Annotated in this window: 14 protein-coding genes; 6 read left to right on the top strand and 8 right to left on the bottom strand. The window is 72.0% G+C overall.

Going from position 1 to position 25,578, the window contains the following annotated elements:
• Positions 1-45 precede the first annotated feature (45 nt).
• The 6 genes from ACIQ8J_RS28960 to ACIQ8J_RS28935 all read left to right on the top strand — a co-directional run bounded on the left by ACIQ8J_RS28960 (position 46) and on the right by ACIQ8J_RS28935 (position 17,376).
• Positions 46-5,352 carry an amino acid adenylation domain-containing protein gene (locus ACIQ8J_RS28960; RefSeq protein WP_403607987.1) on the top strand — a complete coding sequence of 1,769 codons (5,307 nt, stop codon included), beginning with the start codon at positions 46-48 and terminating at the stop codon, positions 5,350-5,352.
• 103 nt (positions 5,353-5,455) lie between these two features.
• Positions 5,456-10,144 (top strand): AMP-binding protein, encoded by a 4,689-nt coding sequence (locus ACIQ8J_RS28955; protein ID WP_403275432.1) that lies wholly within the window; start codon positions 5,456-5,458, stop codon positions 10,142-10,144.
• 178 nt (positions 10,145-10,322) lie between these two features.
• On the top strand, positions 10,323-13,925 hold the full coding sequence (locus ACIQ8J_RS28950) for an amino acid adenylation domain-containing protein (RefSeq protein WP_403275430.1): 3,603 nt from the start codon (positions 10,323-10,325) through the stop codon (positions 13,923-13,925).
• 7 nt (positions 13,926-13,932) lie between these two features.
• On the top strand, positions 13,933-15,120 hold the full coding sequence (locus ACIQ8J_RS28945) for a Gfo/Idh/MocA family protein (RefSeq protein ID WP_403275428.1): 1,188 nt from the start codon (positions 13,933-13,935) through the stop codon (positions 15,118-15,120).
• 25 nt (positions 15,121-15,145) lie between these two features.
• Positions 15,146-16,084: an LLM class F420-dependent oxidoreductase gene (locus tag ACIQ8J_RS28940; RefSeq protein WP_403275427.1), complete on the top strand. Its 939-nt coding sequence runs from the start codon at positions 15,146-15,148 to the stop codon at positions 16,082-16,084.
• A 2-nt stretch (positions 16,085-16,086) separates the two neighbouring features.
• Positions 16,087-17,376 carry a tryptophan 2,3-dioxygenase gene (locus ACIQ8J_RS28935; protein WP_403275426.1) on the top strand — a complete coding sequence of 430 codons (1,290 nt, stop codon included), beginning with the start codon at positions 16,087-16,089 and terminating at the stop codon, positions 17,374-17,376.
• Positions 17,377-17,448: 72 nt separating this feature from the next.
• Here ACIQ8J_RS28935 and ACIQ8J_RS28930 read toward each other — a convergent pair whose 3' ends face one another.
• From ACIQ8J_RS28930 to ACIQ8J_RS28895, 8 genes are all read right to left on the bottom strand, one after another.
• Positions 17,449-18,681 carry a glycosyltransferase gene (locus ACIQ8J_RS28930; protein ID WP_403275425.1) on the bottom strand — a complete coding sequence of 411 codons (1,233 nt, stop codon included), beginning with the start codon at positions 18,679-18,681 and terminating at the stop codon, positions 17,449-17,451.
• Positions 18,678-20,660: a PIG-L family deacetylase gene (locus ACIQ8J_RS28925; RefSeq protein ID WP_403275423.1), complete on the bottom strand. Its 1,983-nt coding sequence runs from the start codon at positions 20,658-20,660 to the stop codon at positions 18,678-18,680. Before ACIQ8J_RS28925 ends, ACIQ8J_RS28930 begins: the two co-directional genes overlap by 4 nt.
• Before the next feature lie 82 nt (positions 20,661-20,742).
• Positions 20,743-20,889 carry a LuxR C-terminal-related transcriptional regulator gene (locus tag ACIQ8J_RS28920; protein WP_403275422.1) on the bottom strand — a complete coding sequence of 49 codons (147 nt, stop codon included), beginning with the start codon at positions 20,887-20,889 and terminating at the stop codon, positions 20,743-20,745.
• Between the two features lie 174 nt (positions 20,890-21,063).
• Entirely contained in the window at positions 21,064-21,921 is an 858-nt protein-coding gene (locus ACIQ8J_RS28915; RefSeq protein WP_403607985.1) for a zinc ribbon domain-containing protein, read from the bottom strand.
• A gap of 343 nt (positions 21,922-22,264) precedes the next feature.
• Positions 22,265-22,828, bottom strand: coding sequence for a phage tail protein (locus ACIQ8J_RS28910; RefSeq protein ID WP_403275420.1), 564 nt, complete (start codon positions 22,826-22,828; stop codon positions 22,265-22,267).
• Positions 22,825-24,795 carry a putative baseplate assembly protein gene (locus tag ACIQ8J_RS28905; RefSeq protein ID WP_403275419.1) on the bottom strand — a complete coding sequence of 657 codons (1,971 nt, stop codon included), beginning with the start codon at positions 24,793-24,795 and terminating at the stop codon, positions 22,825-22,827. The genes ACIQ8J_RS28910 and ACIQ8J_RS28905 overlap by 4 nt, the downstream gene beginning before the upstream one ends.
• Positions 24,795-25,229, bottom strand: a complete 435-nt coding sequence (locus ACIQ8J_RS28900; protein WP_403275418.1) for a GPW/gp25 family protein — start codon at positions 25,227-25,229, stop codon at positions 24,795-24,797. Before ACIQ8J_RS28900 ends, ACIQ8J_RS28905 begins: the two co-directional genes overlap by 1 nt.
• Positions 25,226-25,543, bottom strand: a complete 318-nt coding sequence (locus tag ACIQ8J_RS28895) for a PAAR domain-containing protein (RefSeq protein WP_403275417.1) — start codon at positions 25,541-25,543, stop codon at positions 25,226-25,228. Before ACIQ8J_RS28895 ends, ACIQ8J_RS28900 begins: the two co-directional genes overlap by 4 nt.
• Between the last annotated feature and the right edge of the window lie 35 nt (positions 25,544-25,578).

Below are 25,578 nucleotides of genomic sequence, written 5' to 3'. Positions count from 1 at the left end.
ACTTCACCTGGCCCCGTTGATCGCAGACATCACAACCCCCCGAAGATGGAGACCGAGGTGCAGCTACACGGGCTCTCCGCCCAGCAACGCCGGAGCTGGCTCCGCGATCCGGAGACGCTCCGGATGAGCGAGTGCGTCATATCGCTTCCGCGTGCCGTCGGCATCGACGAGGTGCGCCGGGCCCTCACCACGCCTGCCGTGCGTGCGGGCGCCGCTCGGCGATTCGCCCGGCAGCCGGACCGGATGGTCCCGGTCCGGCTGACCGGGGAGCCGCAAGTCCCCACGGTGACCACCGAGGAGGACGGGCACCGGCGGGCGGCCGTCGAAGGCGCGGACAGCCCTGCGGGATCCCGGGTTCCGGTCGAAGAGTGGAGCATCGCCGTCCGGATATCCGGCGGCGGGCATCGGCTCGCCGTGTCCGCACCCACCCTGACCCACGACGCCACATCGCTCCTGCTGTGGGCGCGCGACCTCACGGCAGCGCTGGCCGGCCCGGACGGCGACGGCATCGCCGGCTCCCCGGCCGCACCCGACTACCAGCACTACACGCGCTGGCAGGACGCGGTGCTTTCGGACATGGACCCGGACGAGCGCGCGTACTGGCAGGCGAAGCGGGACGATCTGACACGGTGCGCGTCGCCCCTGAGCACGACCGCACGCCCGGAGCCCGGCGGCGCATGGGAGACGCTCCCGGTCGAGACCGCGGACCCGGACCCGGACGATCTCCTGCGCACCGCCGAGAAGCTGGACGCGGAGCCGGAAGACCTGCTGCTGGCCTGCTGGGGCTTTCTCGTGGCGCAGAACGCGGGCGTCACCGACATCTGCCTGGGCGTCACCTTCACCGGTCGGGACGCCGAGAGCTTCCACACGCTCCGCGGCCCGCTGGCCAGGACACTGCCGATGGGGTTCACCAGCACCCCGAGCCTGCGTGAGGCGACACGTGCCGTACGGGAGTCGCGTGCCGAACTGGCCGAGTGGCAGGAGTGCTTCGACTGGGGCCTCGTGCCCGACGACCCGGTCGTCTTCCCCGCCGGCTTCCGCGCTCTCACGGTGCCCACCGGGCCGTCGTCCGGTCTCCCCGGCGGCGCTCATGTGGCAGGCCTCGTGGACGCGGACAACGCGGCCACGCTGTTCTGCTCCGTGCTGCGCTCCGGCAGCCGGCTCCAGCTCCAGCTGGACTTCGACCCGGGGGTCCACGACCCGGCGGCCGTACGGTCCCTGGCCGGTCAGTTCCAGGTCCTGCTGCGGCATGCCGCCCAGGAGCCGGACGCCCCGCTGCCCGAACGACTGCTGCCCGAGGGCGACTTGGACCGAACCGGGCCCGCCTTCGGAGGACCGACCCGGGCCCGTCCGGACAACGGTGCCGCCGAACTGTTCCGGAGGCACGCCCTGCGCGCGCCCGGTCATCCCGCGCTCGTCGACGGGGCAGGGACCGTCACGTACGCCCAACTCGACGCCTGGGCGGGCAGGATCGCCGGACGCCTCGCCGGCCACGACGCGGATTTCGTGGGTCTTCTCCTCGGCCCGGGTGCCCCGCTCATCGCCGCGATGCTCGGCTGCCTCTACTCCGGGAAGACCATGGTCCTGATGGATCCCGGCCATCCGGACAGGGTGCTGAAGCACATCCGCGATGACAGCGGCATGGGCGTGCTGATCACTGGACCTCCGTACGCCGAGCGCGTCGGCGACTGGGGCGTGGCGGCATTCTCCGCGGAAGAGGAACGCTTCGGGGAAGGAACGGTCGCCGCTCCGGTGCCCGCCGGACAGACCGGCCCCGCCTACGTCATCTACACGTCCGGCACGACCGGCCGGCCCAAAGGGGTCGTCGTCCCCCAGCGGGCACTGGTCAACTACGCCCTGTGGCTGGGCGAGGACCTGGGGTTCGGTGACCGCGACCGCCCGGCGCTCCTCACCTCCGCCGCATTCGATCTGGGCCATACGGCACTGTGGGGCGCGCTGCTGCACGGTGGCACGCTCGTCCTGCCCTCGCAGGACACGCTCGGCGACCCGCACCGCCTCCTGGACGAACTGGTACGGGAGCGTGTCACCGCGCTCAAGCTGACCCCGTCCCTCCTGCGGCTGCTCCTGGACACGGACACCGGACAGCTCTCCCGGCTCGCGCCGCGTCTGCTGGTCGTCGGCGGGGAGGCCGTGCGCCCGGCCGACCTCGAACGGCTGCACAGGGCCAGCCCCGCGACGGTGATCGTCAACCACTACGGTCCGACCGAGACGACGGTGGGCTGCGTCGCGGAGCGTGTCGCGCCGACCGAGCTCGCGGACTTCCTGCGGCGGCCCGTGCTCGGAACGCCGATCGCGAACACCACCGTGCACATCCTCGACGAGAAGCTGCGCCCCGTGGCCCCCGGTGTCATCGGCGAGATCTGCGTCGCCGGTGACGGACTCAGCGACGGGTATCTGGGCGATCCGGACCTGACCGCCGTGCGCTTCGTCGACACACCCCGGACGGGTCGTGTGCACCGCACCGGCGACCTGGGCCTGCGCTTCCCCGACGGGCGTATCGCCTTTTCGGGACGTGCCGACAGCCGGCACAAGGTACGCGGTCACCGCGTCGAACTCGACGGAGTCGCGCAGATCCTGCGTGAGCACCCCGGTGTCGAGGACGCGGCCGTCGTCGTCGACACCGACCCGGCCGGAGCGAACCGGCTCCTCGCCTACTGTGTGCCGTCCACGGACCGAACCGGTCCGGTCGCCCGCCTGTGCGCCCTCCTCGACAGTGCGCCCGAAGTCGCCCGCGGATGGACGGAGTTGCCCGACGGGCGTCCGGTTCTCTCGCTCAACCCGGCCGAGACGTCATTCGCCTACCAGGAACTGTTCGTCGAACGCGCCTACTTGCGAGAAGGGATCCGGGTCACACCCGGCAGCGTCGTCATCGACGTAGGCGCCAACGTCGGCATGTTCAGCCTCCAGGTGGCAACCGAAGCGCCGGGGTCGCGCATCGTCGCGATCGAACCCGCGCCGGCGGCCTTCGCCCGGCTGCGGGCCAACAGCGCCCTGTACGGCGACGCCTGGACACCGGTGGCCGCCGCGCTCTCGGCCGCCGCGGGCCGCGGCACCCTGACGTCCTACGCCGATCACAGCATGCTCGCCACGCTGCACCCCGCGGCGGACGAGGACCGGCACCTGCTCAAGGCACTCGCGGAGCAGCGTCTGGGGCGCGGCCTCGACCGGACCGAGAGCGACCACTTGGACGAGCTGCTCGACGAACAGCTCGCCCCGACCGCCGTCGACTGCGAACTCACCACCCTCTCCCAGGTGATCCGCGACCACGGCCTCGCGCGGGTGGACCTCCTGAAGATCGATGCGCAGCGGGCGGAGTGGGACATCCTGCGGGGCATCGACGACGAGCACTGGCCGCTCATCGGGCAGATCGTCCTGGAGGCCCAGGGCGACGCCTCGCATCTCGGACGGATCCGCGACGCTCTCGTGGATCGCGGGTTCCGGGTGAAGGCCGAAGGGCAGGACCACACCGGCGCCGTCGGCCATGTCCTGATGTACGCGACACGCCCTGGTGCGAACCCACTGGCCGAAGCGGCGACGCAGCCACCGGCGAGCTGGAGCTCTCCCCGCCGCTTCGTCGCGGACCTGCGGGAACACCTCGCCACGGAACTCCCGGAGCACGCGGTCCCCGCCCGCGTCGTCCTGGTTCCCGGCATCCCCCTGACCCGCAACCGCAAGGCCGACCACGCGGCCCTGCGCGCGACGGCGCACCCGCTGGACATCGAACGCCGCCCCACCGAGCCCACCACAGCCATGGGACAACGACTGGCCGCGCTGTGGCGGACCGCGCTGGGTGTCGACGAGATCGGGATGGAGAGCCACTTCATCGAAGAGGGCGGGGACAGCCTGCGTTCCGCTCGGCTCGCCACCCGCATCCGGGACGAGCTCGGTACGCACGTGACCATGACGGAGATCCTGCGGACCCCCCGCTTCGAGGACTTTCTGAAGCTCCTGATGAGCAAGTCCACCGCGGCCGACTCGATCGCCACCTCTTCCTGGGGCGACACCCATCCGCTGTCACATCTCCAGGAACGCATCTGGCTGCTGAGCCGCCTGGAGGGCGGGAACGAGGCGTTCAACCTCACCCGGGCCTTCCACCTGACCGGCGAGGTACGACCGGACCTCCTTGAACAGGCACTCGCCGCCGTCGTCGACCGGCACGAATCGCTGCGCACTGTCATGCGGCAGTCGGAGTTCGGCCAGCAGGTACGGGCCCCCGGTGAGTGCCGTCCACCGCTGACCGTCGACAGCGCCGACGGCCCGTGGAGCCCGGCGGCGGCCGTCGAGCGGGCGAGAGGACAGGCGGGGCGCCCCTTCGACCTCGCGCGGGACGTCCTGCTCCGCGGTGCGGTGACGACGTTCGCGCACGGCGGGCACCTGCTGATCCTGACCACCCATCACATCGTCGCCGACGGATGGTCCGTCGAGGTCCTGGTGGCCGATTTCTTCGAGGCGTACGGGCGTCTGCGGGCCGGCCAGGCCCCCTTCCCCGCGCCGCTGCCCAGACGGCACCGCGACTATGTCCACGCCCTGGACGACCTGGCCCGCCGGGCCAGGGAGGAAGCCGCCGACTACCTGGAGCGCTGGGCCGACCCCTCGGTGTCGATCAGACCGTTGCCCACCGACGCCCCACGGCCGCCCGTACCGTCCTTCCAGGCCCGCAGCCTCCATCTGGAGTGCGCGCCCGATGTGTACGAAGGACTACGGGACCTGGCCCGGACCCATGGCGTGACGCCGTTCGCCGTGTGCGTCGCGGCGATCCACGCGGTGCTCGCCCAGTGGACGGGGGAGCGCCAACAGGTTCTCGCCGCCAGCCTCGCCGGTCGCGATCTGCCCGGCATACGCGACCAGGTCGGCCTCTTCGCCAACACGGTGCTGCTGCGCGGCGAAGTGGCCCCGGGCGACCACTTCGCACAGGTGGTGCGGAGCACCGGCGCCGAGGTGGAAGAGGCGCTGCGTCATCAGTACCTCGCCCTGTCCGATGTGGTCGCCCGCATCGGGACACAGCGCCACGGCGGACTGTCGAGCGCTCCTTCCGTGGGCATCACCTGGCACAGCATCGACAGGGACGCCGAGGTGGCGGGCGTCGCCGAGCGGTGTGGATTCAGCTGCGAACCCGTCGAGATGGATGAACCCGCGTCCCGCGCGGACCTGTGGTTCTTCGCCCTTCCCGGAGACGCGCTGCGGTGGCAGATCATCTACGACGCCGCACTGTTCCGCGAGGAGACGGTGGCCGCGGTCGCCCAGGACCTGTCGGAGCTGCTGCGGCAGGCGGCCCGCGACCCCGGTCTGCGGGTCGGTACCGCCGGACCGGACTTCGAGGTGTACCTGTAGCGCCCGGCACCCGCGCGCCGGTCCCGTCGCGCCGTCACCTCCCCATTCACCTCCGCACACTGCCGTTCCCCACGTCACCACTCGCTCCCCGCCGGAGGGCACGTTGATCCACAGCGCACTGTCCCAACTCCGACCGTCCCAACCGGACTTCGCCGACCAGCCAATACGGGAGGCGGAAGTCCGCCTGGAATCAGAGGCGTTGGCCGCCTTCGACCGCGCCGCACGGCACGATCGGTGGAGTGAACTGACACTCCTGCTCTCGGCTCTGACCTGGTACACGGCGGGCACGGGCGAAGACCGGCCCGTGCGTGTCACGGTGCCGGGACCGGACGGCGCGGCGCGGTCGTTCCGCGTGCCGGTGGACCGCACCGCCTCGCTCCGCGCCCACGTGGGCGCGGTCAAGGAGCAACTGACGGCCGCACTGCGCGGGCGCCGCGGGACGCCGGAGGCGGACGGGTGCGACGTGTACGCCGATGTGTCGGGCTCCGAGGAACCGCCGGAGCAGGCCGGGGTGGCCGTGCGCTACTCGGGTGAGGGCCGGATGCGCGTATGGATGCCGGCAGGCCCGGGAAGCCCGGAGGCGGTCGCCTCGGCGATCGGCCGGTTCCTGCTCGGTCTCGACGAACCCGAAACGTCCCTGGCGCGGATCGCCCTGCTCAGTGACGATGAGCGCGCGCAGGTCCTTGGCTTCGGGACCGGACGGCCGATGCCCGAGTGGACGCAGACGTCACTGGTCGAGCTGTTCCGCGCGAGCGCCCTCGCCTTCCCGCACCGGACCGCCGTGATCGACGGCGAGCGCGACATCGAGTACGCGGAACTCGACGCCGACAGCGACCGGATCGCGCACGACCTGCTCACCCGGCACGCGCTGGAACCCGGACAGGTCGTGGCCGTCGCCCTGGACAACGGGATCGACGGCATCCGGGCCATGCTCGGCGTCCTGAAGGCCCGCGGAGTGCTCCTGTGGCTCGACCCGACCTGGCCCGAGGAGCGGCTCCGCGCCCTGTGCGCGGACGCCGACGCCCGTGTCGTGGTCACCGACGCGGGTCCGCCACCGGCATCGCTGGCCCCGATCCCCTGCCTCGCGATCGGCGCCCCGTCCGCCGGTCCGGCCGTGAATCTGCCGCGGGTGTGTCCCGATGACACCGCATATCTGCTGTACACCTCCGGGTCGACCGGCCGTCCCAAGGGCGTACTCGTCGGCCACGGAAGTCTCGCCAACATGCTGCGGGACCAGAGCGCGTACGTCGGTGTGACTCAGGACGACAGGGTGCTTCAGCCGTTCTCACCCTCCTTCGACGTCACCATGCTCGCCACCGGAGCGGCACTGGTGACCGGAGCCGCCGTCGTACCGGGGCGCATGCGGCACTCCACGGACGATTTCGCGGCGGACATGCGCGGGAGCGGAGTCACGGTCGCATTTCTCGTACCCACGCTGCTCCGCTCACTGACGCCCGAGGACCTGCCCGACGCCGGCACGGTCATCAGCGGCGGTGAGCCCTTGCAGGAGCCGGACGTGCGGCGGTGGTGCGGGGCGGGCCGACGGCTGATCAACTCCTACGGCGCCACGGAGACGACCTGCTGCACCAGCGCCAGTGACGTGGTGCTCGGCGGGGAGATCACGATTGGCACACCGATCGCCAACACCTGGATCCGCGTGCTGGGCACCAGGGGCGAGCTGATGCCGATCGGGGCCGTCGGAGAGATCTGCGTGGAGGGCGCGGCCGTGGCGCAGGACTACCTGCACGCCGACGCCCCGCCGCTGGCGCAGCCCGTGCCGGGGCTCTCCGGTGTACGCCGCTACCGCACGGGCGATCTCGGGCGATGGTGTGCCGACGGGCGCCTGGAGCTGATCGGGCGCCGTGACCGTCAGGTGCAGATCGGCGGCCACCGCGTCGAACCCGCCGAGGTCGAGGCCGCGTTGCTGAACCATCCCGGCGTCGACGCCGCGGGTGTCGTCGTCTCGCAGGGGCGCCTGTGCGCGTTCGTGGCCGGGGACGGCGTCCCGGACCCGCGTGTGCTGTCGGCCGAGCTGTCCAAGGTTCTGCCCGCCCACGCACTGCCGGACCGCACGGTACTGCTGGCGCGGCTGCCGGAAACCCCCGGTGGCAAGACCGATCTGGAGGCCCTCACCCGGCTGGCGGCCGAGGAGGACGACGGCGAGTCCGCGGGCCCCCAAGGACCGTGGGAGGAGCGCCTGTTCCACCTGTGGCAGGAACTCCTGGAGCAGGCTCCCGCCGGAGTGACCGACAACTTCTTCGGCCTGGGGGGCACCAGTCTGACGGCGTTGCGGATGCTGTCCCGGCTGGAGCTGGAGACGGGCGTATCCGTGGCTGTCTCCACCTTCTTCGAGGCTCCGACGGTACGGGCCCTGGCGGCCCGCTGCGCCGAGGTCCTCGCGGCGCCCGCAGCAGCCCCGGAAACCGGGGCCACCCCGGAATCCGGCCGCCGGGAGGACCACGACCAGCCGCTTCCGCTGTCGCCTGGGCAACTCGGTGTGTGGCTGGCGTGCGCTCGCGGCGAGGCAGGTGCCACGTACAACGTTCCCCGGTGCTTCGAGCTGACGGGTGCGCTCGATGTCGACGCCCTCCGCGCCGCGGTGTCCGACCTCGGGCGCCGGCACGGGGCTCTGCGGACGACCTTCACCTCCCTGCGGGGCACGCCGGTGCAACGCGTCCATGCGGAGCCCTTGACGTCCCTGGAGATCCTCCCGGCGCCCCCGGGCCCCGAGGAGCGTACGGCGCTGATCGACATGCTCTGCACCACCCCGCTCTCGCTGGAGACGGGGCCGCTGCTGCGCGTCGTCCTCGTCGAAGGGGAACAGTCCAGGACACTCGTCGTCATCGCTCACCACATCGTGTGCGAGGGGTGGTCGATGGGACTGCTGCTCGGTGACCTCGCGGCGCTGTACGAAGCCCGCACTCGGGGAACCGCGCTTCCGCGCCCGCCCGCCCTGCCCTACCAGGCCGTCGCCGAGCGGCAGAGCACGCAGGCGCACTCCGAGCGGGCGGTGCGGCAACGGGCCGAGTGGCGAGAGCACTTGTCCGGTGCCCGCGGGGTGACGTTCCCCGCCGCTCCCGGCCCCACCGCCGTCAGCCCCGCGTCCGGCCCGGCGGTCGGCGGCTGCGTCACCCGCCGCTTCACCTCGCTGGACCGCGACAGGCTGCACGAGTTCGCCCGCAGCCGGCAGACGAGCGCGTTCGCGGTGGTCCTCGCTGTCGTGTCCTTCGCGTTGCGCGAGGCATCCGGTCAGGAGGACGTCGTCGTCGTCTCACCCGTGTCCCTGCGGGGCGAGCCGGACCTGGACGACCAGATCGGCGTGCACCTCAACATGCTGCCGCACCGGGTCGCCACACAGGGCGCGCACACCATGGCCGACATCGTCGCCCGGGTGCGGGAAACCGTTCACTGGGGCCTGGACCGGCGAACCTGCCCGTACACCGACATGCTCGCCGACCTCGGGATTCCGGGCGCGGCCTTCCCCGTCGAACTCGACTACCGTGCCGCCGATGTGAGGGCGGATCCCGCCGAGTGGGCCCTGGGAGACGTCATCGGCCGACGGCTGCCCCGGCGGACGGCGGTGGCGCGCAAATTCGGCTGGGACCTGCTGTTCACGGAGGACGAGCAGGGTCTGCGCCTCGAAGCGCTGTACGACACCGCGGCCCATACGGAGAGCTCGGCCGAGGGCATCGTCACGCGCATCGCGCGGCTGCTGACCGACACCGTCGACGGACGTGACCCGGCGCTGCGGGCGGCGCCCGCCGCCGCGAGTGACGCCAGTGACGCGGCGACCGCTCTGGCCGCCCGCCGCGCCCGGCTCAAGCGCCGCATGTCCGGAGGTTCCGGGGCCGACGCCCCGGCCGACGTACCGGCGCGCCTGCCCGAGCCCGGCCAGTCCATCGCGGAACGTCTCGACAGCGACCGGGAGTTGCTCGACGGCCTGGCCGACCACGGCGGCTTCGTGCTCTACCGTGACACCGGCGCCGACTCGCCCGAGCGGTTCCGTGAGGTGCTCGACCTGCTCGGCTCCGCTCCGTTGCCCTACGAAGAGCGCTCCTCCGACCGCCGTGAAGTGGCGCCGTCGCTCTACACCTCGACGGAACACCCCGCGGACCAGCCCATCAAGCTGCACACCGAGCACTCGTACGCGCAGAGCTGGCCCCTGCGCCTGACGTTCTGCTGCATCCGCCCGGCCGACTCCGGCGGCGAGACCACCGTGGCCGACCTGTCCGCGATCACCCAACGGCTGCGCCCCGAGACCGTTGCGAGGTTCCGTGACGAAGGCGTCCGTTACGTCCGCAACTTCGGCGGTGGCCTCGGACTGGAGTGGCCCACGGTCTTCGGCACCCACGACCGCGAGGAGGTCGAGGACTACTGCCGCCGCCATGACATCGCGTACGAATGGCGGGGCGAGGACCGGCTGCGGACGACCTTCTGGCGTCCCGCGCTGCGGACCCATCCGCACACCGGACGGGAAGTCTGGTTCAACCACGCCTACTTCTTCAGTCCCAGCAGCCTCGACCCCGCCCTGCGTGACGAACTGCTCGACCACTGCGACGCGGACGACCTGCCGTTCAGGACGCTGTACGGCGGCGGGCAGGAGATCGAGGACCCGGTGATCGAGGAGCTCGGGCGCGCGTACTCCGCGACGCTGCGCAAAGTGCGCTGGCAAAGGGGAGACGTGCTGATCGTGGACAACATGTCAGCCGCCCACGGCCGCATGCCCTACCAGGGGCGCCGCGAGGTACTGGTGGCCATGTCGCACGGCCACACGCCCGACCCGACCACGTGAACCCGTCGTCCGGCAGGCCGGTGCGCAGTACGCCCCGGCGATAGCCGCGGGAGACGACTCGACGGCGTACCAGCCGCCCACCACTCGAAGACCGGCCGGACACGGTCTGCCGGCGGCCCCACCGCCCACCTCCCTGCGAACGGCCCCACCACCAGGGGAGAAGGAGCCAGAGCCTTCCATGCACGCCTCGCCCACCCAGCAGCGATTCACCGACGTCTGGGGTGCCCGTACGCCCGAGACCCGGATCGTCGTCGCCCACGACGCGGGAATCACCCAGGCCGACATCCGCGAGCGGCTGCGGTCCGCCGTCGACCGTCACGAAGTCCTGCAAGCCGACGGTGCACACCCCGAACCGTCCCCCGCCACGACGGACCCGGCGGACCCGGCGACCCTCACCTGGAGGGAGGGCGTCGTGACCTGCGCGCTTGGATCCGGTCCCGAGGGGGAACACCGGATCGAGCTCCGCGCCCCTGCCGACCGGCTCGACGCCACCGCCGCGGCGCGCCTCGCCGCGACCCTGATCGGGGACGCCGCGTACGAAGGACCGGGCCAAGCGGACCTCGCGGCCTGGGCCTGGGAGACACTGGCCGCCCGTGAAGCGGACGGGGTGACCCACTGGGACGGCGCCGAGCAGAGCTGCGCCGCCGTGCCGCCGCTTCCGTGGGGCCGCAACTCGGCCCCCGCGGAGCTGCGCCCCGCCGCCACGCCCATCGCGTGGGGCGACCGCGAGCACGAGGCCCTGCACCGGTGCGCGGCCGCACTGGGGGCCTCTGCCGCGGACGTCCTGTGCGCCGCGTGGACAGCGCTCCTCGCCCGCTGGTTCGACCTCGACACACTGCTGCTCGGCGACACCGTCGACGGCCGGGATCTGGACGAACTCGGCGCCGTACCAGGGCTGTTGGAGCGCACCCTGCCGTTGTCCCTCACATGTGACCACGACCGCGACTTCGCGGCACTGGCCCGTGAGGTCGCCGAGGAACGCCGCAAAGCGGCCGCCTTCCAGGACTACTTCGTGCTGCCGTCGGGGACGGACACATCTCGTTGTCTGCCGCTTGCCTTCGTCTGGCGTGACCCGGACTTGGTGGACGGGACCGCACCGCGGAGCCGTGTGGTGTCGCTCGACTCCCTCGTGGAACCCTTCTCCCTCCGCCTGGACGCGAGGACCTCACCCGACGGCGTCGACCTGCACCTCGCGTACGACAGCACCCTGGTCGCGCCCCCGCTCGCCGAGGAACTGCGCGATTGCCTGCCGCACTTCGTGCTCGCGGCGTGCGAACGGCCCGAGACCCCGCTCGGTGACCTTCCGCTCACCGCCGGGCCCGCGCCCCGGACCCCGTGGGAGGAGAACCCGCCCCCGGCACTCGTGGACCCCGGCCCCGGCATCCGCCGACGCCTGGCGGACGTCGTGGCCTCGGCCCCGGAGCGGCCCGCGCTGCGCCACCACGGCGTCGTGCGGACCTACGCCGAACTCGTGGCAGGCGCCGATGAGATAGCCGGTCGCCTGACCCGGCTCGGCGCCATGCCGGGAGACCGGGTGGCCGTGCGCATGCCCACGACACCGCAGGCCATCACGACACTGCTGGGAGTGCTCCACGCCGGTGCCGCGTACGTACCCATCGATCCGGATCTGCCCGAGGACCGGGCACAGCACATCCTGAGCGACAGCGGCGCGCGGTTCCTCGCCCACCCGGACGGCGAGGGCGCCACGCGCATCGACCTGCTCGAAGGACCGTTCCCCGACCGCTCCACGCACGACGCCTCCCACGCCGGCCGGGAACCGCTCGCCTACGTGCTGTACACCTCCGGATCGACCGGCCGGCCCAAAGGCGTGCAGGTCCCCGAGCGCGCGGTGACAAGCCTCGTCGACGCGCTGGCCGCCCCGGTCTACGACGGCCTCGGCGACGGTCTGCGCGTGGCGCTCCTCGCCTCCCTGGCCTTCGACGCCTCGGTTCAGCAGATCTTCGGCGCGCTGCTGCGCGGGCACACGCTCGTGCTGATCGATCCCGAAGTGAAGCGCGACCCGGTGCGGCTGTGCCACGAACTCGTCGAGCACGGTGTCGACGTCGCCGACTGCACGCCCAGCCTGCTCCAACTGCTCACCGCCCACGCGGCACCGTCGCTGCGCCGCCTGCCGCTGCGCCGCCTGCTCGTCGGGGGCGAACGGCTCCCGGCCGGTACGGTTGCCCGCTTCCACGAGCTGGGTGCTCCCGAGTCCGCCGTCGTCGTCAACGTGTACGGACTGACCGAGAGCGGCGTCGACTCCGTCGCGCAGGTCGTGCGCGGCGCGGGCGGGTTCCACCCCGCGCGCGAGGACGTGCCCATCGGCAAGTCCCTGACGAACAGCGAGGTCCGGGTCACGGATCGCTCGGGTCGGCCCGTACCCCGAGGGGCCGTGGGGGAGATCCGCATCGCCGGGCCCTGTGTCGCCCTGGGATACACCAACGACGAAGCGCTCACCGAGGAGCGCTTCTGCCCGCGTCCAGGGCGCCCGGCGGAGCGCGTCCTGCGCACCGGTGACCGCGGGTGGATGGATGAATCGGACGCGCTGCACTTCGCCGGACGGCGCGACGGGCAGGTCAAGATCAGGGGCCACCGGGTGGAGCTCGGCGAGATCGAACGCGTCCTCGGCGCTCACCCCGACGTCGAGTCCGCGGCCGTCATCGCCTACCGGACGCCGGGCGGTGACATCGAGCCCGCCGCGTTCGTGGCGGGCCCGGCCGTGCCGAGGCGGGCCGAAATCCGCGCCCACCTCAAGCAGTCGCTGCCCGCCGTGATGGTGCCCCGCCTGATCACTTCGGTGCCCGAGATCCCCCTCTCCTCCAGCGGAAAGCTGGACGCCCAGACCCTGCTCGCCCTGCTGCACCGAGGGGGGTCGGGCGGCGAGGGACCGGACCGCGGGCTCGCCGACCTGGTCCTCGACACGCTGCGCGGGGTCCTCGACGACCCGCTGCTCGGGCCCGACGAGGACTTCTTCGAAGCGGGTGGGCACAGCATCCTCGCGCTCCGGGCGGTCTCCGCACTGTCGCGCGCGCTCGACCGGGACGTCTCGTTGCGGTCCCTCCACGACCATCCGACCGCCGACGCGCTCACCCGGCACCTCCATGACAGCCGCTCCGGCAGCGCCACCCGCGTCGTACCGCTGCGACCCTCGCGTCACGACGCCCTGCCCGTCTTCTTCCTGCCGCCCGCCGCGGGCATCCCCTACATCTTCACGGACTTGGTAGGCGAGCTGCCCACCTCGTACGCCCCGTGGGGAGTCGACTACCTGACGCCGGACGGATCGGTGGAAGCCACGCTCCACGAGCTGGCCGAAGCCCTCGCCGAGGAACTGCTGCTCCACACCGACCACACAGTGGTGCCCCTCGTCGGCTACTCGCTGGGAGCCGCCGTCGCGTTCGACCTCGCGCGTCTGCTGGAGCGGCGCGGACGCCGGCCCGCACTGGTCCTGATCGACCGGATGCTCAACCCGCCGGCTCCCTCGGCGGAGCGCACGACGCTCATCGAAGGGGCGGAACACACCGATGTCGCCGCCCGTCTGGATGTGCTGCTTCCCCTCGCCGCGGGACACACCACGCACGGCGTCGTCGAGAGCCCCATGGTGACCCTGGAGGCAGCCGGAAACCCCGTCCCCGCAGGCATGACGTCATGGCGGGCGCACACCACAGGCTCCTTCCACCACACGGTGATCCCCGGCTCGCACCACACGCTGCTCGCGCCGGAACATCTGCCCGCCCTTCGCGAACACCTCCAGCACAGCCTCAGCCTCACGACCGGAAGGTGACACCCCCATGAACGCGGACACCGACACCCTCATCGCATCCCGACGACAGCCGAACCGGCCCACGGGCGTGGCCATCCTCGGCTGCGGCTCGGTCAGCGCGCGGTACCTGCGCATGCTGCGCCACTTCAGCATCCTGGAAGTTCTCCACTGCGCCGATCTGGACCCGGAACGGGCCCAGCGGCGCGTCGAGGAGTTCGGCCTCGGCAAGCCGTCCACGTGGCAGGAGGTCCTCGACGACCCCGACGTGTCGATCGTCGTCAACCTGACGCCTCCCTCCGAGCACTTCGCGACCACGGAAGCGGCCCTGCGCGCGGGCAAGTCCGTCTATGTGGAGAAGCCGCTGGCCACGGATCCCGAGGACGCCCGGCGGCTGCTCGCGCTCGCCCGTGAGTCCGGGCTGCTCCTGGCCTGTGCGCCCGACACCGTGCTCGGACGCGGTCCGCAGACCGCGATCGCCGCCGTCGCCGCCGGTGAGATCGGCACCCCGGTCCACGCCTCTGCGTCCATGCTCAGGTCCGGGCCCGAAATATGGCACCACGACGCGGACTTCTTCTACCGGCCGGGCGCCGGGCCCCTGCACGACATGGGTCCGTACTACCTGTCCATGCTCGTCCACCTCCTGGGTCCGGTGACCGCGGTCAGCGCCCAGAACCGGATCAGCGACCGCGAGCGTGTCATCGCCCGCGGCCCCCGCGCAGGTGAACGCATCGAGGTCGCCACACCCACCGTCACCGTCGCCTCCCTGGACTTCGCTTCGGGCGCGATCGCCACCCTGGTCTGCTCCTTCGACGCCTGGGCGGCGACCTCGCCGCACATCGAGCTGCACGGCACGGCGGGGTCGCTCGTCCTGCCGGACCCGAACCTCTTCGACGGCCCGGTCCGGATCGCCCGTCCCGGCGGGGGCGGCCTGCAGGACCTCCCGGCGCTGCCGGGCTACGTGTACGACCGCGGGATCGGCGTCGCCGACCTCGCCCTGGCGCTGCGCACCGGCGGTGTCCCGAAGGCCGATCCGGCCCTGGCCCTCCACGTCCTTGACGTGATGCACGCGGCGTTCCTGGCCGCCGAGCGACGCACCACGGTCGAGGTGCACAGCACCACGACACGCACCGAGCCGATGCCCACCGACCTTTCGGTCTACGGGTGGACCGGCATCGCCGACCCCGACGAGGACGCCCGCCTCGCGAAGATCCGCTGACCCACCCGTACCGAAAGGCACCTCCATGCGACTGTGCATCCTGACCGAACCGCAATCCGGCGCGAGCTATGACGACGTGCTGCGCGTCGCGCGGGCGGCCGAAGACCTCGGATTCGAGGGCTTCTTCCGCGCGGACCACTACGTGCCCATAGGCGGCGGGGACGGCAGGCCGGGGCCCACCGACACCTGGATCACCCTGGCCGGTCTGGCCCGGGAGACCTCCACCATCCGGCTCGGCTCGCTGATGACCTCCGCCACGTTCCGGGCGCCGGGACCGCTCGCGATCAGCGTCGCGCAAGCCGACCACATGAGCGGCGGGCGCATCGAATTCGGGCTCGGCGCCGGCTGGTACGAGCCGGAACACACCGCCTACGGCATTCCCTTCCCGGACGTGGTCGAACGGTTCGACCGGTTCGAGGAGCAACTCGCCATCATCACTGGCCTGTGGGAGACGCCCGAAGGCGAGACCTTCGACCACGTCGGCAAGTACTACACGCTGACCGACTCACCGGGGCTGCCCAAGCCCCTGCAACGCCCCCGCCCGCCCCTGCTCATCGGTGGGTACGGCACCCGCCGCACCCCTCGCCTCGCCGCGCGGTACGCCGATGAATTCAACCTGGCCTATCCGGGCTTCGGGCAGGTCGCGGAGGCATTCGACCGCGTCCGCCGGGTCTGTGCCGAGGTGGGCCGCAGTGAGAGTTCCCTGGCGTTCTCCGTGTCGCAGGCCGTGTGCTGCGGGCGGGACTCGGCGGAGATCGCCCGGCGCGCGCCCGCGGGACGTGCGCCGGAATCGCTGCGGGAGAAGTGGCTCGTGGGCACTCCGGACGAAGTCGTGGACAAGATCGGGAAGCTCGGCGAGCTGGGCGCGAGCCGGGTCTATCTCAGAACTCACACCCTCGGCGACATCGACCAGTTGGAGCTGCTCGCCCACGAAGTACTCCGCCAGGTCGGCACGGGGAGCTGAGGATGGTGCGCGCCCTGGCGGAATGGCGCTCCGACGGAGATCCGGGCGTCTTTCCCTACGCCTCCGTCGTCGACGCGTACCAGCTGGTGGGGAAACACTTCGTGGAGGGGGAGTTGCTCGCATCACTCGCCGAGGTCCGTGACGCCCTGCCCACACTGCGCGGGGCAGCCCGGGACCGAGAGCTGCTGGCGAGCTTCCTGGACACGGCGCTCGACAAGCGGGACGGGCGCTACGACTACCAGACCTATCTCGCGCTCGGTCTGCTCCTCGGTCCTGCGGACCCGTCGGACCGGAAGGAACACGCCTGCCCACAGCAGCGGGACCGACTGACCGTCCAACTCATCGCCGACATAGTGGAGTTCGAGCTGGACGCCTTGGAGGGCAGGACCGATCTGCTCCCGCTGATGCGTCCCGACGCGCGCACGGTGGACAAGCGCTGCCGCCTGGGCATGCGGGCGGCGGGTCCGGCGCTCGCCCGCCTCGGCCTGGCGGATCCGGCCGCCCCTCTCGCGCGGACCGTCCAGGACGGTCTGAGCGAACAGGCCCGCGACTTCTGCCGCACCGTCCGAGGGGAGACCCGGCCCGAAGAACGGCGCCGCCTCATGCTCAGCATGCTGCCCGCCTACACCGTCCACGACGAGCACCTGTTCATTCGTGTGCTCCAGTGCTTCGAGTCGACCTTCGCGACGCTCGCCGAGCACTTGGCCGCAGCGGTGGAAGGCCTTGACGGTCACCAGCCCCTCGTCGCGGCCGAGCGCCTTGATGCTGCGACCGCGGGACTTCGCGAGGCGGCCCCGCTGTTCTCCCTGCTTGCGACGATGAGCGTCGAGGCGTTTCAGACCTTCCGTTGTTACACCGAGGGCGCCAGCGCCATCCAGTCCCGCGGCTACAAAACCGTGGAATCGCTGTGCCGGAGGCCGGACCCGGACCGCGTGGAGTCCGCCGCCTTCCACTCCGTGCCAGAGGTTCGCGCACGTGTGCTCAACGGCATGCCCACCCTCGACAGCGCGTTCCGGGGCGCCGACGAGGCCGGCCGGCTGTCCCCGCAGACGCGCGGGATCGTCGGACAGGCGATGGAGGGGTTCTCCACCGCACTGGTCCAGTGGCGACAGACCCACTACCGGCTGGCGGTGCGCATGCTCGGCGAGGAGCGCTCGGGAACCGGCTACACGGAAGGTGTGCCGTATCTGCGGGAGGCGCGCTCCGTTCCGGTATTCCGGGAGGCGCCGAGCGAGTCCGGCCGACCTTGCCCGGTGACCGTGCCCTTGGCGCCGCCGCTGCACGGCGATTGAGGAGGAGCCGGTACGTGAGCCGCCGACCCCACGGTCTCGGAGGTCGGCCGCACACGGCCCGGCACACTCCCGTCAGGGCCGGGCCTCGGCCCCCGACGGGTCGAGGGCCGAGCGGCAGGCCATCCGCTCGGCCCGGTGGCGGCGACGGGCGAAGTCACCGCGCCGTGCCTCCAGTTCGGCGAAGAGGGCCTCCCAGCGCTCGGTCACCCGCTCCGCGGAGAACCGCTGGGCCCCGGCGATCGTGTGGGTGCCCAGGGCATGCAGAGCCCCTCTGTCGCCCATCAGCCCGGCGAGCACGGCCGCGATGGCGTCCACGTCACCATTGGGCACCAGCCGTCCGTCCACACCGTCCCGGATGATCTCGGAAGGACCGTTCGGGCAGTCGTAGGACACCACGGGGACCCCCGCCGCGAGGGCCTCCAGGATGACGAGGCCGAATGATTCCGCGCGCGAGGTCAGCAGGGCGAGATCGGCCTTGGCCCACTCCTGGGCCATATGAGGGCTGCTGCCGTGGAACCGCACACTGCCCGATACTCCGAGTTCCCGGGCCAGCGCCTGCAATCCACTGCGCTCGGGGCCGTCGCCGAAGACGCTGAGCACCCACTCGGGGTGCTCCGAAGACGCCTTCGCGAACGCCCGGATCGCATGGTCGACCCGCTTCTCCGCAACGAGCCGTCCCGCGATCACCACGGTCCTGCCGGTGAGCGTCGAACGCGGACGGAGCGCTACGGGCAGCGAGTTGGGGATCGTCGCCAGCAACGGCGCGGCATCGCCCAGCGCCTCCTTGAACTGGGCCCGGCTGCGCTCGTTGACCGTCACCAGCGCGTCGAGCAGAGGCGCGGACGGCAGCGGCGGAACCCCGGCCATGCGGTGCTCATGATGCACCGTCAGAACTTCGGGCCTCGTCAGATGTACCGCGGCCGATGTGAGCGCGGGCGTCGTAGTGACCAGCACATCGCAATCGATGGCCGGCAGCAGGAGCCCGAGCTCCATGTCGGAGAGCCGGGTGAAGATCTTCCTCTCCCAGGCCGGGGCACTGAACTCGGTGGGCAATCCGGCCAGCGCCGCGCATTCGGCCACGCTGAGACCCGTCGGGGACACCGGGCGTTCGGCGCCGCGGCTCCGGTCCACCAGATAGCGCACGGTGATCTGCGGGCCGATGGTGAAGAAGGGCCTTTCCGCGGTCTTGAAAACGCTGACGATCCCGACGTCATGCGCGGCGGCGAGTTGTGCGGCCTGGGTGAACACCGCCCGCTCCGTGCCTCCCATCACATCCGCCCAGGTGAGCAGAAAAGTGATCTTCAAAGAACATCCCTTCGTGGCGGCGCACCCGGGGCAGGAGACCGCGGGGTTTCCTGCCCCGGACGCTCGGTCGTGGTCCGGCGCTCGAAGACCCGTGATCCGGTCTCCGTCTCGGTGAAGGCGAGCAACGAGCCGTCGATGCCGAGCCCGGCCAGGACGAATCGGCCGGAGCCGTCCATGGCCGCCGAGGGGGTACCGACGGTGAACACATCCGGCACGGTGCACCGCACGGCCCCCCTGTCGCGCGACACATCCATCGCCCACGCCTGCAACGCGCCCTGATCGGTCCGCTGTACGAGCAGCACCTGGTGCCCTTCGCCCGCGGCGAGCGCCACCGGTCCCAGACCTCCCTCGGCCGGCGCCGGGAACGCGACAAGCCGCCAGCCGCCGTCGTCCAGCCGTCGGTACGCGCATGGAATGCCGTCGGCACAACGGAACGCCAGCACCAGGGCGCCTTCCGCGGTGACCACGGCGGCGGGGGGACTCACCGGGACGGGCAGTGCGGAGGTGTCCTGCCCGATGGGGAGAGCTCCGGGCGCGGACTGCGCCCAGTGCCGAAGTCCGTGCCGTCCGGAACCGAAGAGGTGGACCATGCCCCGGACATCGGTGACCGCGGCGAGCGATTCCCTGACGTCCGAGTCGGCGAGCTTGATCCAGCGCTTCGGTTGTCCACTCGTACCCGTTCGCACGGCTACCGACAGATCCCCCTGCCGGGCGAAGACGAACCGGTTGCCCCCACCGTCGACGGCCACCGCGGGCACACCGAGCCGGTCCAGTCCGCAACGGGGGTCGTCGGGCGTCCACAGACCGCGCCATGCGTGGAACTCTCCTTGGGGTGACTGCTCGATGAGCCCGGTCTCCAGGACGTCCTCACCGACCCCGACCGACGGCTCCGCAACCCGCGACGCATGGATCCGGCGGCTTCCGCCAGGGCCGGTGGTCACCGCGAGGACCGGCAGCAGTCCGTGCCCGCCCACCTGCCGGAGGCCGGTCCAAGCCCGCTCACCCGCCTCCTGTTGCCGAGACATCACCACACTGCCGCCCAGGACCCAGAACGCGGTGACCCTGCCGTGAGCGTCCGTCGTCAGAGCCGGACCGGCGCCGTCCCACCGAGGGGTGACACTGTGGGCCCACCCCGTCATCCGGGACCGGCCCTGCCCCACCGAGTAGTCGCCGCAGCCCCCTGGGTTGCCGCAGTCCGAGGTGGCAAGACCCCCGTAGACGTCCAGCGCCTCGACCTTGTGATCCAGTTGCACCGCGCTCAGATTGGCGGGCCAGCGCGCGTTGTAGTAGCCGCGGTACGCCTGGACGAAGGAACGGCCCCGGGCCCAGGCGTCGTCCCGGGAAAGCGCGGCCAGGACGAACTTCGCGGCGACGGTGTGGTCCCGGTGGTCGGAGAAGCCGGGCTGGTCGAAATGGCGCCGGTGCGGGGCATCGTGGCTCTGATGATCGGGGAGCGGATCCAGATAGTGGACGACTCCGGGCCGGTAGCGCTCAAGGAGCCACGCGATGGCGTCGATCAGCCCGCCCCGGGTGTAGCCGGACTCCTCCGCCACGGGGCTGCCCGGTGTGCGGAGCGTCGTCGCTGTGCCACCCGGTCCGTGCCACAGCTCGGCGAGGCCCACGTACGGCGTGTCCGGGAGCGCCTCTTCCCGTAGGCCCAGGTGCACCAGCGTGACCTGCGCGCCGAGTTGTGCCGTCTCAGCCGACGCCCCGTTCGGCATCGCCAGGGCCGAACGCGACCAGCGGGCTCCTGTCACCCCGGCCGACATCCAGCTGTACGCCTGGCGCAGTCCCTGCATTCGGGCGCTCGCGTACGCCGGCTGATCGGGTTCGGCGGGTGCGTCGGCGCCGGGTATGTTGTTGCGGCCGTCGGACTCTCCGGCCGTGATGTACACCGTCACCACTCGGTGGCCCGCGCGGAGTGTGGCCACTACCTCGGGATTCATGAAGTACAGGTCGTCGTCCGGGTGAGCGACCACCTGCAACAGTGTTCTGGAAGCCTTCATCCGTCCCTCCGCCGTCGGCCGACCCGGGCTGTCCGCTGTCGTCCGCACGCAGCGCTCAGGCCAACGCACGGGCCCGGTTGCGCAGTTGGAGACGAGAGGTCCGATTGCGCAGGACGTTCTGCACTGTCCGTTCGGAATGCGCGAGCTGGACTGTGATCTCCCCGGTACCAAGATCCTCCGCCATCAACCGCAGGATGTCCACCTCCCGCGGCTCCGTCGCGTGCTGCTACCTCGGTGGGCCGCGAAAATGGCCCGCGGCAGCCGCGCCGGTGTGGCCTCTCGCTGTCATACCAGGCCCCCCGGGGGCGCCACCGGCAGGGACGAGCTTGCGCAGGCTCAGTGCCGCACGGCTCAAGTACCCCGGGCTGGCGTCCCGTCAGTCCCGCCTGAAGAACTCGACCTCTGCCAGGGCGATATGGCGCCCCGGGCCCGTCCCCGCCGCCGATCGCACGACGAGTTGGACCGTGACGACGTCGCTGATGCCCGTCGGGACGGTCTGCGGACCGGGCTTGTCGTTGAGGGTGATCGACTTGTGGGTCACCTGCCCCTTCGACGTGGTCGTGACGAGGTCGAGGGCGATGGGCCGCGCCTCGCTGCGGTACACCTGGGGATCCGTCGAGGCTCCACTGGTCACGACGAGGTCCACCAGGCGGAACGGCGCCCGGAAGGTGAACGTCAGCGAGTCGCCGACCGCCGGGGCGCCCCAGTACCTGTTGTTGAGGCCGTCCGTGGCGCTTCCCGCCGGGTGACCGGGCACCTCGGCGCTCGCGGTGACCCTGGACGGGCTGACGGCCGTCGCTCCGCTGAGCTTGTCCCGGGTGTCCTCGAACAGGGAGCGCCCCGCGGGCAGCAGGAACAGGGCCCCGATGGCGAGGGCGGCCAGGACGGCCAGCGTCACCAGCGCGCGGAACAGACGCCCCGAGCCGCCGCGCACCCGGCGACGGAACGGCCAGCGGGTGCGCCACCACGGCAGCGGAGCCACCGGCTCCGGCGCATCGAGCGGTGCGGCGCAGCGCCGGCAGAACTTGCGGCCGGGCCGGTTCGGCGTGCCGCACGCCGGGCAGGGCGGACCGTCCGTCTCGCGCACTTCGGCGGGCCGCACGACGGGCCGCGCCGCCACCGGCTTCGCGGGCTGGACGGCGGTGATGGGGGCGGCATCGGCGGCGTCCGACCGCGGCGGAACCGAAGGCTCTGGTCGCGTGGGTGCCGTGGAGGTCGGCCGCGCCGGTGGCACGACGGGCCGGGTGGGGCCGGCGGACGCGGTGCGAGGGGGCGTGGGAGCGGGGGCGGCAGGACCGGCGGACTGAGGCGCGGCAGCCGCAGAGGTGCCCTGTGCGCCGTTGGTCCCCCGCGTGCTGCCCGGTGCGGCCGCGTCGCTTCCCGCGAGCGTCGCCGTGTCGGCCCCTGTGGCAGGCGGGTTCGTGGTGGCTGCTGCCCCGGCAGCGCGCTGCGGTGCCGCGGCGCCCGGTGCCGACTCCCCGCTCTCCTGGGACCACCCCAGGTACGAGCCGCAGTTGCCGCAGAAGTCGTCCGTATCCCCGTTCGCGGCGCCGCACTCAGGACAAGAGCGCATGGCCTCAACTCCCCTCGTGCGCGGGCGGTCCGGGCAGGACCTCGACCCGGCAGGTGACGTGGACGGGGCAGGACGCCCGGACGACGTCGAGCACCTTTGCCTCGTCCACGGTGCCGGTCCGTCCCGGCCGCACACGGACCACGACCTCCTCGACTGCCTTTGCGGGCAACTCCGAACCAGCGGTCACCGACCAGGTCGCGCCACCGCCGTCCACGACCTCCGCCTCCACGCCGAGGCACAGCTGGAGCCGTTCGACCAGCCCGCGCCGGGTGCCGCGCCTGCGGTGCAGCTCCATGGCGCGGACGACGACGTCACGGCGCAGCTCGCCTGGCCCTCCCGGGGCGATGTCGATGCCCACCCAGGAGGACAGCCACTCCACGAAGTCCGACGGCGCGAGACGCGGATCGAGGTAGGCGGGGAGGTTGTCGAGGGTCGACAGGACGGGAGCGAGGACCGTGTCGAGCCCGGCGGTGAGCCGCTGCGCCAGATCGTCGTCCGCGTACAGCGAGGGCAGCAGACCACCCATCGGATGGCGGCTCGCCAGCCCCGGAATCGCGGCTCTGGTCATCGGTCGGCACCGTCCAAGTCGGCCTCGTTGACGACGACTTGGTGCTGGTACGAGAACACGAGCGCGTTCGCCCCGACGTCGACCCGCTCGGCCGGGGCGCCGCGGCGCCCCGTGATCGGGTCGGCGGGGAAGAGCTTGACCTCCTCCACCAGGCCGCGCCCGGCGACCCGCTGGAGCACGCCGAAGACCTCTCCGTACTGCACCGGCCTGCCGAATGCCCAGCCCTCCCCGTCGGCCCCGCCGCGCAGCGGGTTGAGGTGGCCGAACAGCGCCGCGAGCGCGGTCTCGCGCACCCGGTCGGCCTGACCGGCGGGCACCACGAGCCGGGCGACGACCGTGACGCCCTGGTAGGCGGGCGGCTCCACGACGAGCCGCGTTCCGACCAGGCGCCGCTCGTCCAGCGCCGTTGCGATGGCCCGCAACACCTGCTCGGACGGGATCAGTTGCTCGAAGCGCAGCCGGTCGCCCTCGCCCTCGTCCGCGACCGCGTCGGGCACCACGAGCACCCGCACCGCGCCGCCCTCGCCGGCAGTCGCGGGCACGCAGCGCACCCGGCGTATCGACGGCGCGGCCTGCCGGGCCACGATCTCGTAGTCCTCGGCAGTGACGGCCCGCTCCTGCATGCGCAGTGCGTTCGGCGCCCGCAGCTTCGCGTTGTCGACGCTCTCGCCGTCGACGCCGCCGCGCGCCGCCTCCCGGTTCTCGACCCGGGCGATGTACGGAACGGAGCTGCGCAGCACGGAGATCGCGCCGCGCGCGACGTTCCCGCCCGCCCCGCCGCCCGTCCGGTAGCGGAGCACCCGCACGTGCGCGCCCTTCTCGGGCACCGCGCCGTACGTACGCAGCGATCCGTCGGGCTCGCGTACGGCGGGCGGGAACGCGAACGTGCCCGAGGTCGCGTCGATCACCACGTGCCGGTCCTCCGGCGAGGAGTCGCCGAAGTGCTCGACGGCCCGCCACGTCTGCCAGCCCTGGTTCGAGGACACCTCGACGACGGGCGGTTCCCCGTCGAGCAGGATGGGCGGCCGGGCCACGGAGAACTGCTGGCCCGCGACCCCCTCGGACATCCCTAAGGGCACGTCGGTGACGGTCTCCGCGTGTTCCACGGGCGCGGTGCCGCCGACGGTGAACACCTCGGCCTCGCGGACCGTCGGCGACTCGGAGTAGAACGGCTGACCGGGCCCCGGCTCCGTGACCCGGCAGCGCAGCCAGCCCCCGCGGGTGCCCGCGACCACCGAAGCGGTGTGCCCGGCAGGGACGTACACGATCACTTCGCCCGGCCGGTTGAGCCCGCCGGTCGTGTCGGATCCGGTCTCACAGGGCAGCCAGCGCGCGCCGTCCCACGCCTCCCACGCCAGCGGCGGCTGACGCGGGTCCACGCCGACGCCCTCGACGCGGCTGTCGAGGTGCACCGAGACGATGCACCGGGGCACCGCCGCGGGCAGCCCGAACAGCATCGCGTCACCTGGCGCGGGGGCGGCCTGGAAGCAGCGGATGTCACGGCCCTCGGCGAGCACCGTCGTACGGTCCGTCTGCTCCCCGCCGACCGGAGCCGTCACCAGACGGGTCAACTCACTGGGCACGATGGGCAGTTCCTCGGTGGTCGCGAACACCACCGCTTCCTCGTTCTCGCCGCGCGCCGTCGCAACCTCGGCGCCGGCCCGCAGCGTCACCGTCTCGGGCTGCGGCGCCGAGAGCCAGAAGTCGACCTCCGCGGTGGCCGCCGCCGGCGGGAACAGCCGGATGCCGAGCAGGTCGAGGAACGCCGAATAGTTCTTCTCCGGCACCCGGTTGAGGCGGTACAGGAGCTGGTCGACCATGTACGCGAACGTCTCGATCAGCGTCACGCCCGGATCCGAGACGTTGTGGTCGGTCCATTCGGGCGCGCGCTGCTGCACGTACCGCTTGGCCTCGTCCACGAGCTGCTGGAAGCGGCGGTCGTCCAGATTCGGCGAGGGCAGGGCCATCAGCTCGCCTCTCCGTACGAGGTGCCGTCCCCGGCGCCCTCGTGGGACGGGATCGTGTAGAAGGGGAAGACGAGGTTGCGGCGGTCGTTGGTGGACCGCACCGTGTACCGCACGTCGATGTAGAGGACGCCGTCGTCCATGGCGTCGAACGCGATGGCCACGTCGTTCACCTCGATGCGCGGCTCCCAGCGCTCCAGGGCCACGTGCACCTCCTGGGCGATGAGCCCGGCGGTGGCGCCGTCGCCCGGGGCGAAGACGTAGTCGTGGATGCCGCACCCGAACTCGGGCCGCATCGGCCGCTCGCCCGGCGCGGTGCCGAGCACGAGCCGGATGGCCTCCTCGATCTCCCGGTCCCGCTCGACCATGCCGATGCCGCCGGTGGTGCCCACGCGCAGCGGAAAACCCCAGCCGCGCCCGATGAACTTCTCGCTCACATCGGCCCCCCGATGAGGACGTCGAACGCGCCGCTCACGATCTGTGCTCCGCAGGTCGTCTGGTCCCGCATGCGTGCGGCGGGCAGCCCGCCGATGAGTACTTCGCCGGACAGCAGCCCGGCCGGATTGGGCAGAACCAGGTTCGCCGGACCCAGCGCCAGGTGCGGGGGGACGACGCACTCGTGGAGGCTGCCGGTGACGGCGGCCGGACGGCCCCCGATGAGCACGGTGGCGACCGCGAGCGCCCCCGGGGGCGGGGTGGCGATGACGCCGCCGTGGTTGGTGGCGTCGCCCGTACGGGCTGCGGGGGGCATGGTTTTCTCTCCTTGCCGATGCTGATGGCCGTCCG

The organism is Streptomyces sp. NPDC094147 (assembly GCF_044764265.1).
In the GTDB taxonomy this organism is placed as follows: Bacteria; Actinomycetota; Actinomycetes; order Streptomycetales; family Streptomycetaceae; genus Streptomyces.
This window is presented reverse-complemented; position numbering and strand designations above follow the sequence as displayed.

Excerpts from the sequence above, each read along its gene's own strand:
- ACIQ8J_RS28910 (WP_403275420.1), bottom strand. The coding sequence starts at position 22,828 with ATGACCAGAGCCGCGATTCCGGGGCTGGCGAGCCGCCATCCGATGGGT.
- ACIQ8J_RS28960 (WP_403607987.1), top strand. The coding sequence starts at position 46 with ATGGAGACCGAGGTGCAGCTACACGGGCTCTCCGCCCAGCAACGCCGG.
- ACIQ8J_RS28905 (WP_403275419.1), bottom strand. The coding sequence starts at position 24,795 with ATGGCCCTGCCCTCGCCGAATCTGGACGACCGCCGCTTCCAGCAGCTC.
- ACIQ8J_RS28895 (WP_403275417.1), bottom strand. The coding sequence starts at position 25,543 with ATGCCCCCCGCAGCCCGTACGGGCGACGCCACCAACCACGGCGGCGTC.
- ACIQ8J_RS28945 (WP_403275428.1), top strand. The coding sequence starts at position 13,933 with ATGAACGCGGACACCGACACCCTCATCGCATCCCGACGACAGCCGAAC.
- ACIQ8J_RS28940 (WP_403275427.1), top strand. The coding sequence starts at position 15,146 with ATGCGACTGTGCATCCTGACCGAACCGCAATCCGGCGCGAGCTATGAC.
- ACIQ8J_RS28935 (WP_403275426.1), top strand. The coding sequence starts at position 16,087 with ATGGTGCGCGCCCTGGCGGAATGGCGCTCCGACGGAGATCCGGGCGTC.
- ACIQ8J_RS28950 (WP_403275430.1), top strand. The coding sequence starts at position 10,323 with ATGCACGCCTCGCCCACCCAGCAGCGATTCACCGACGTCTGGGGTGCC.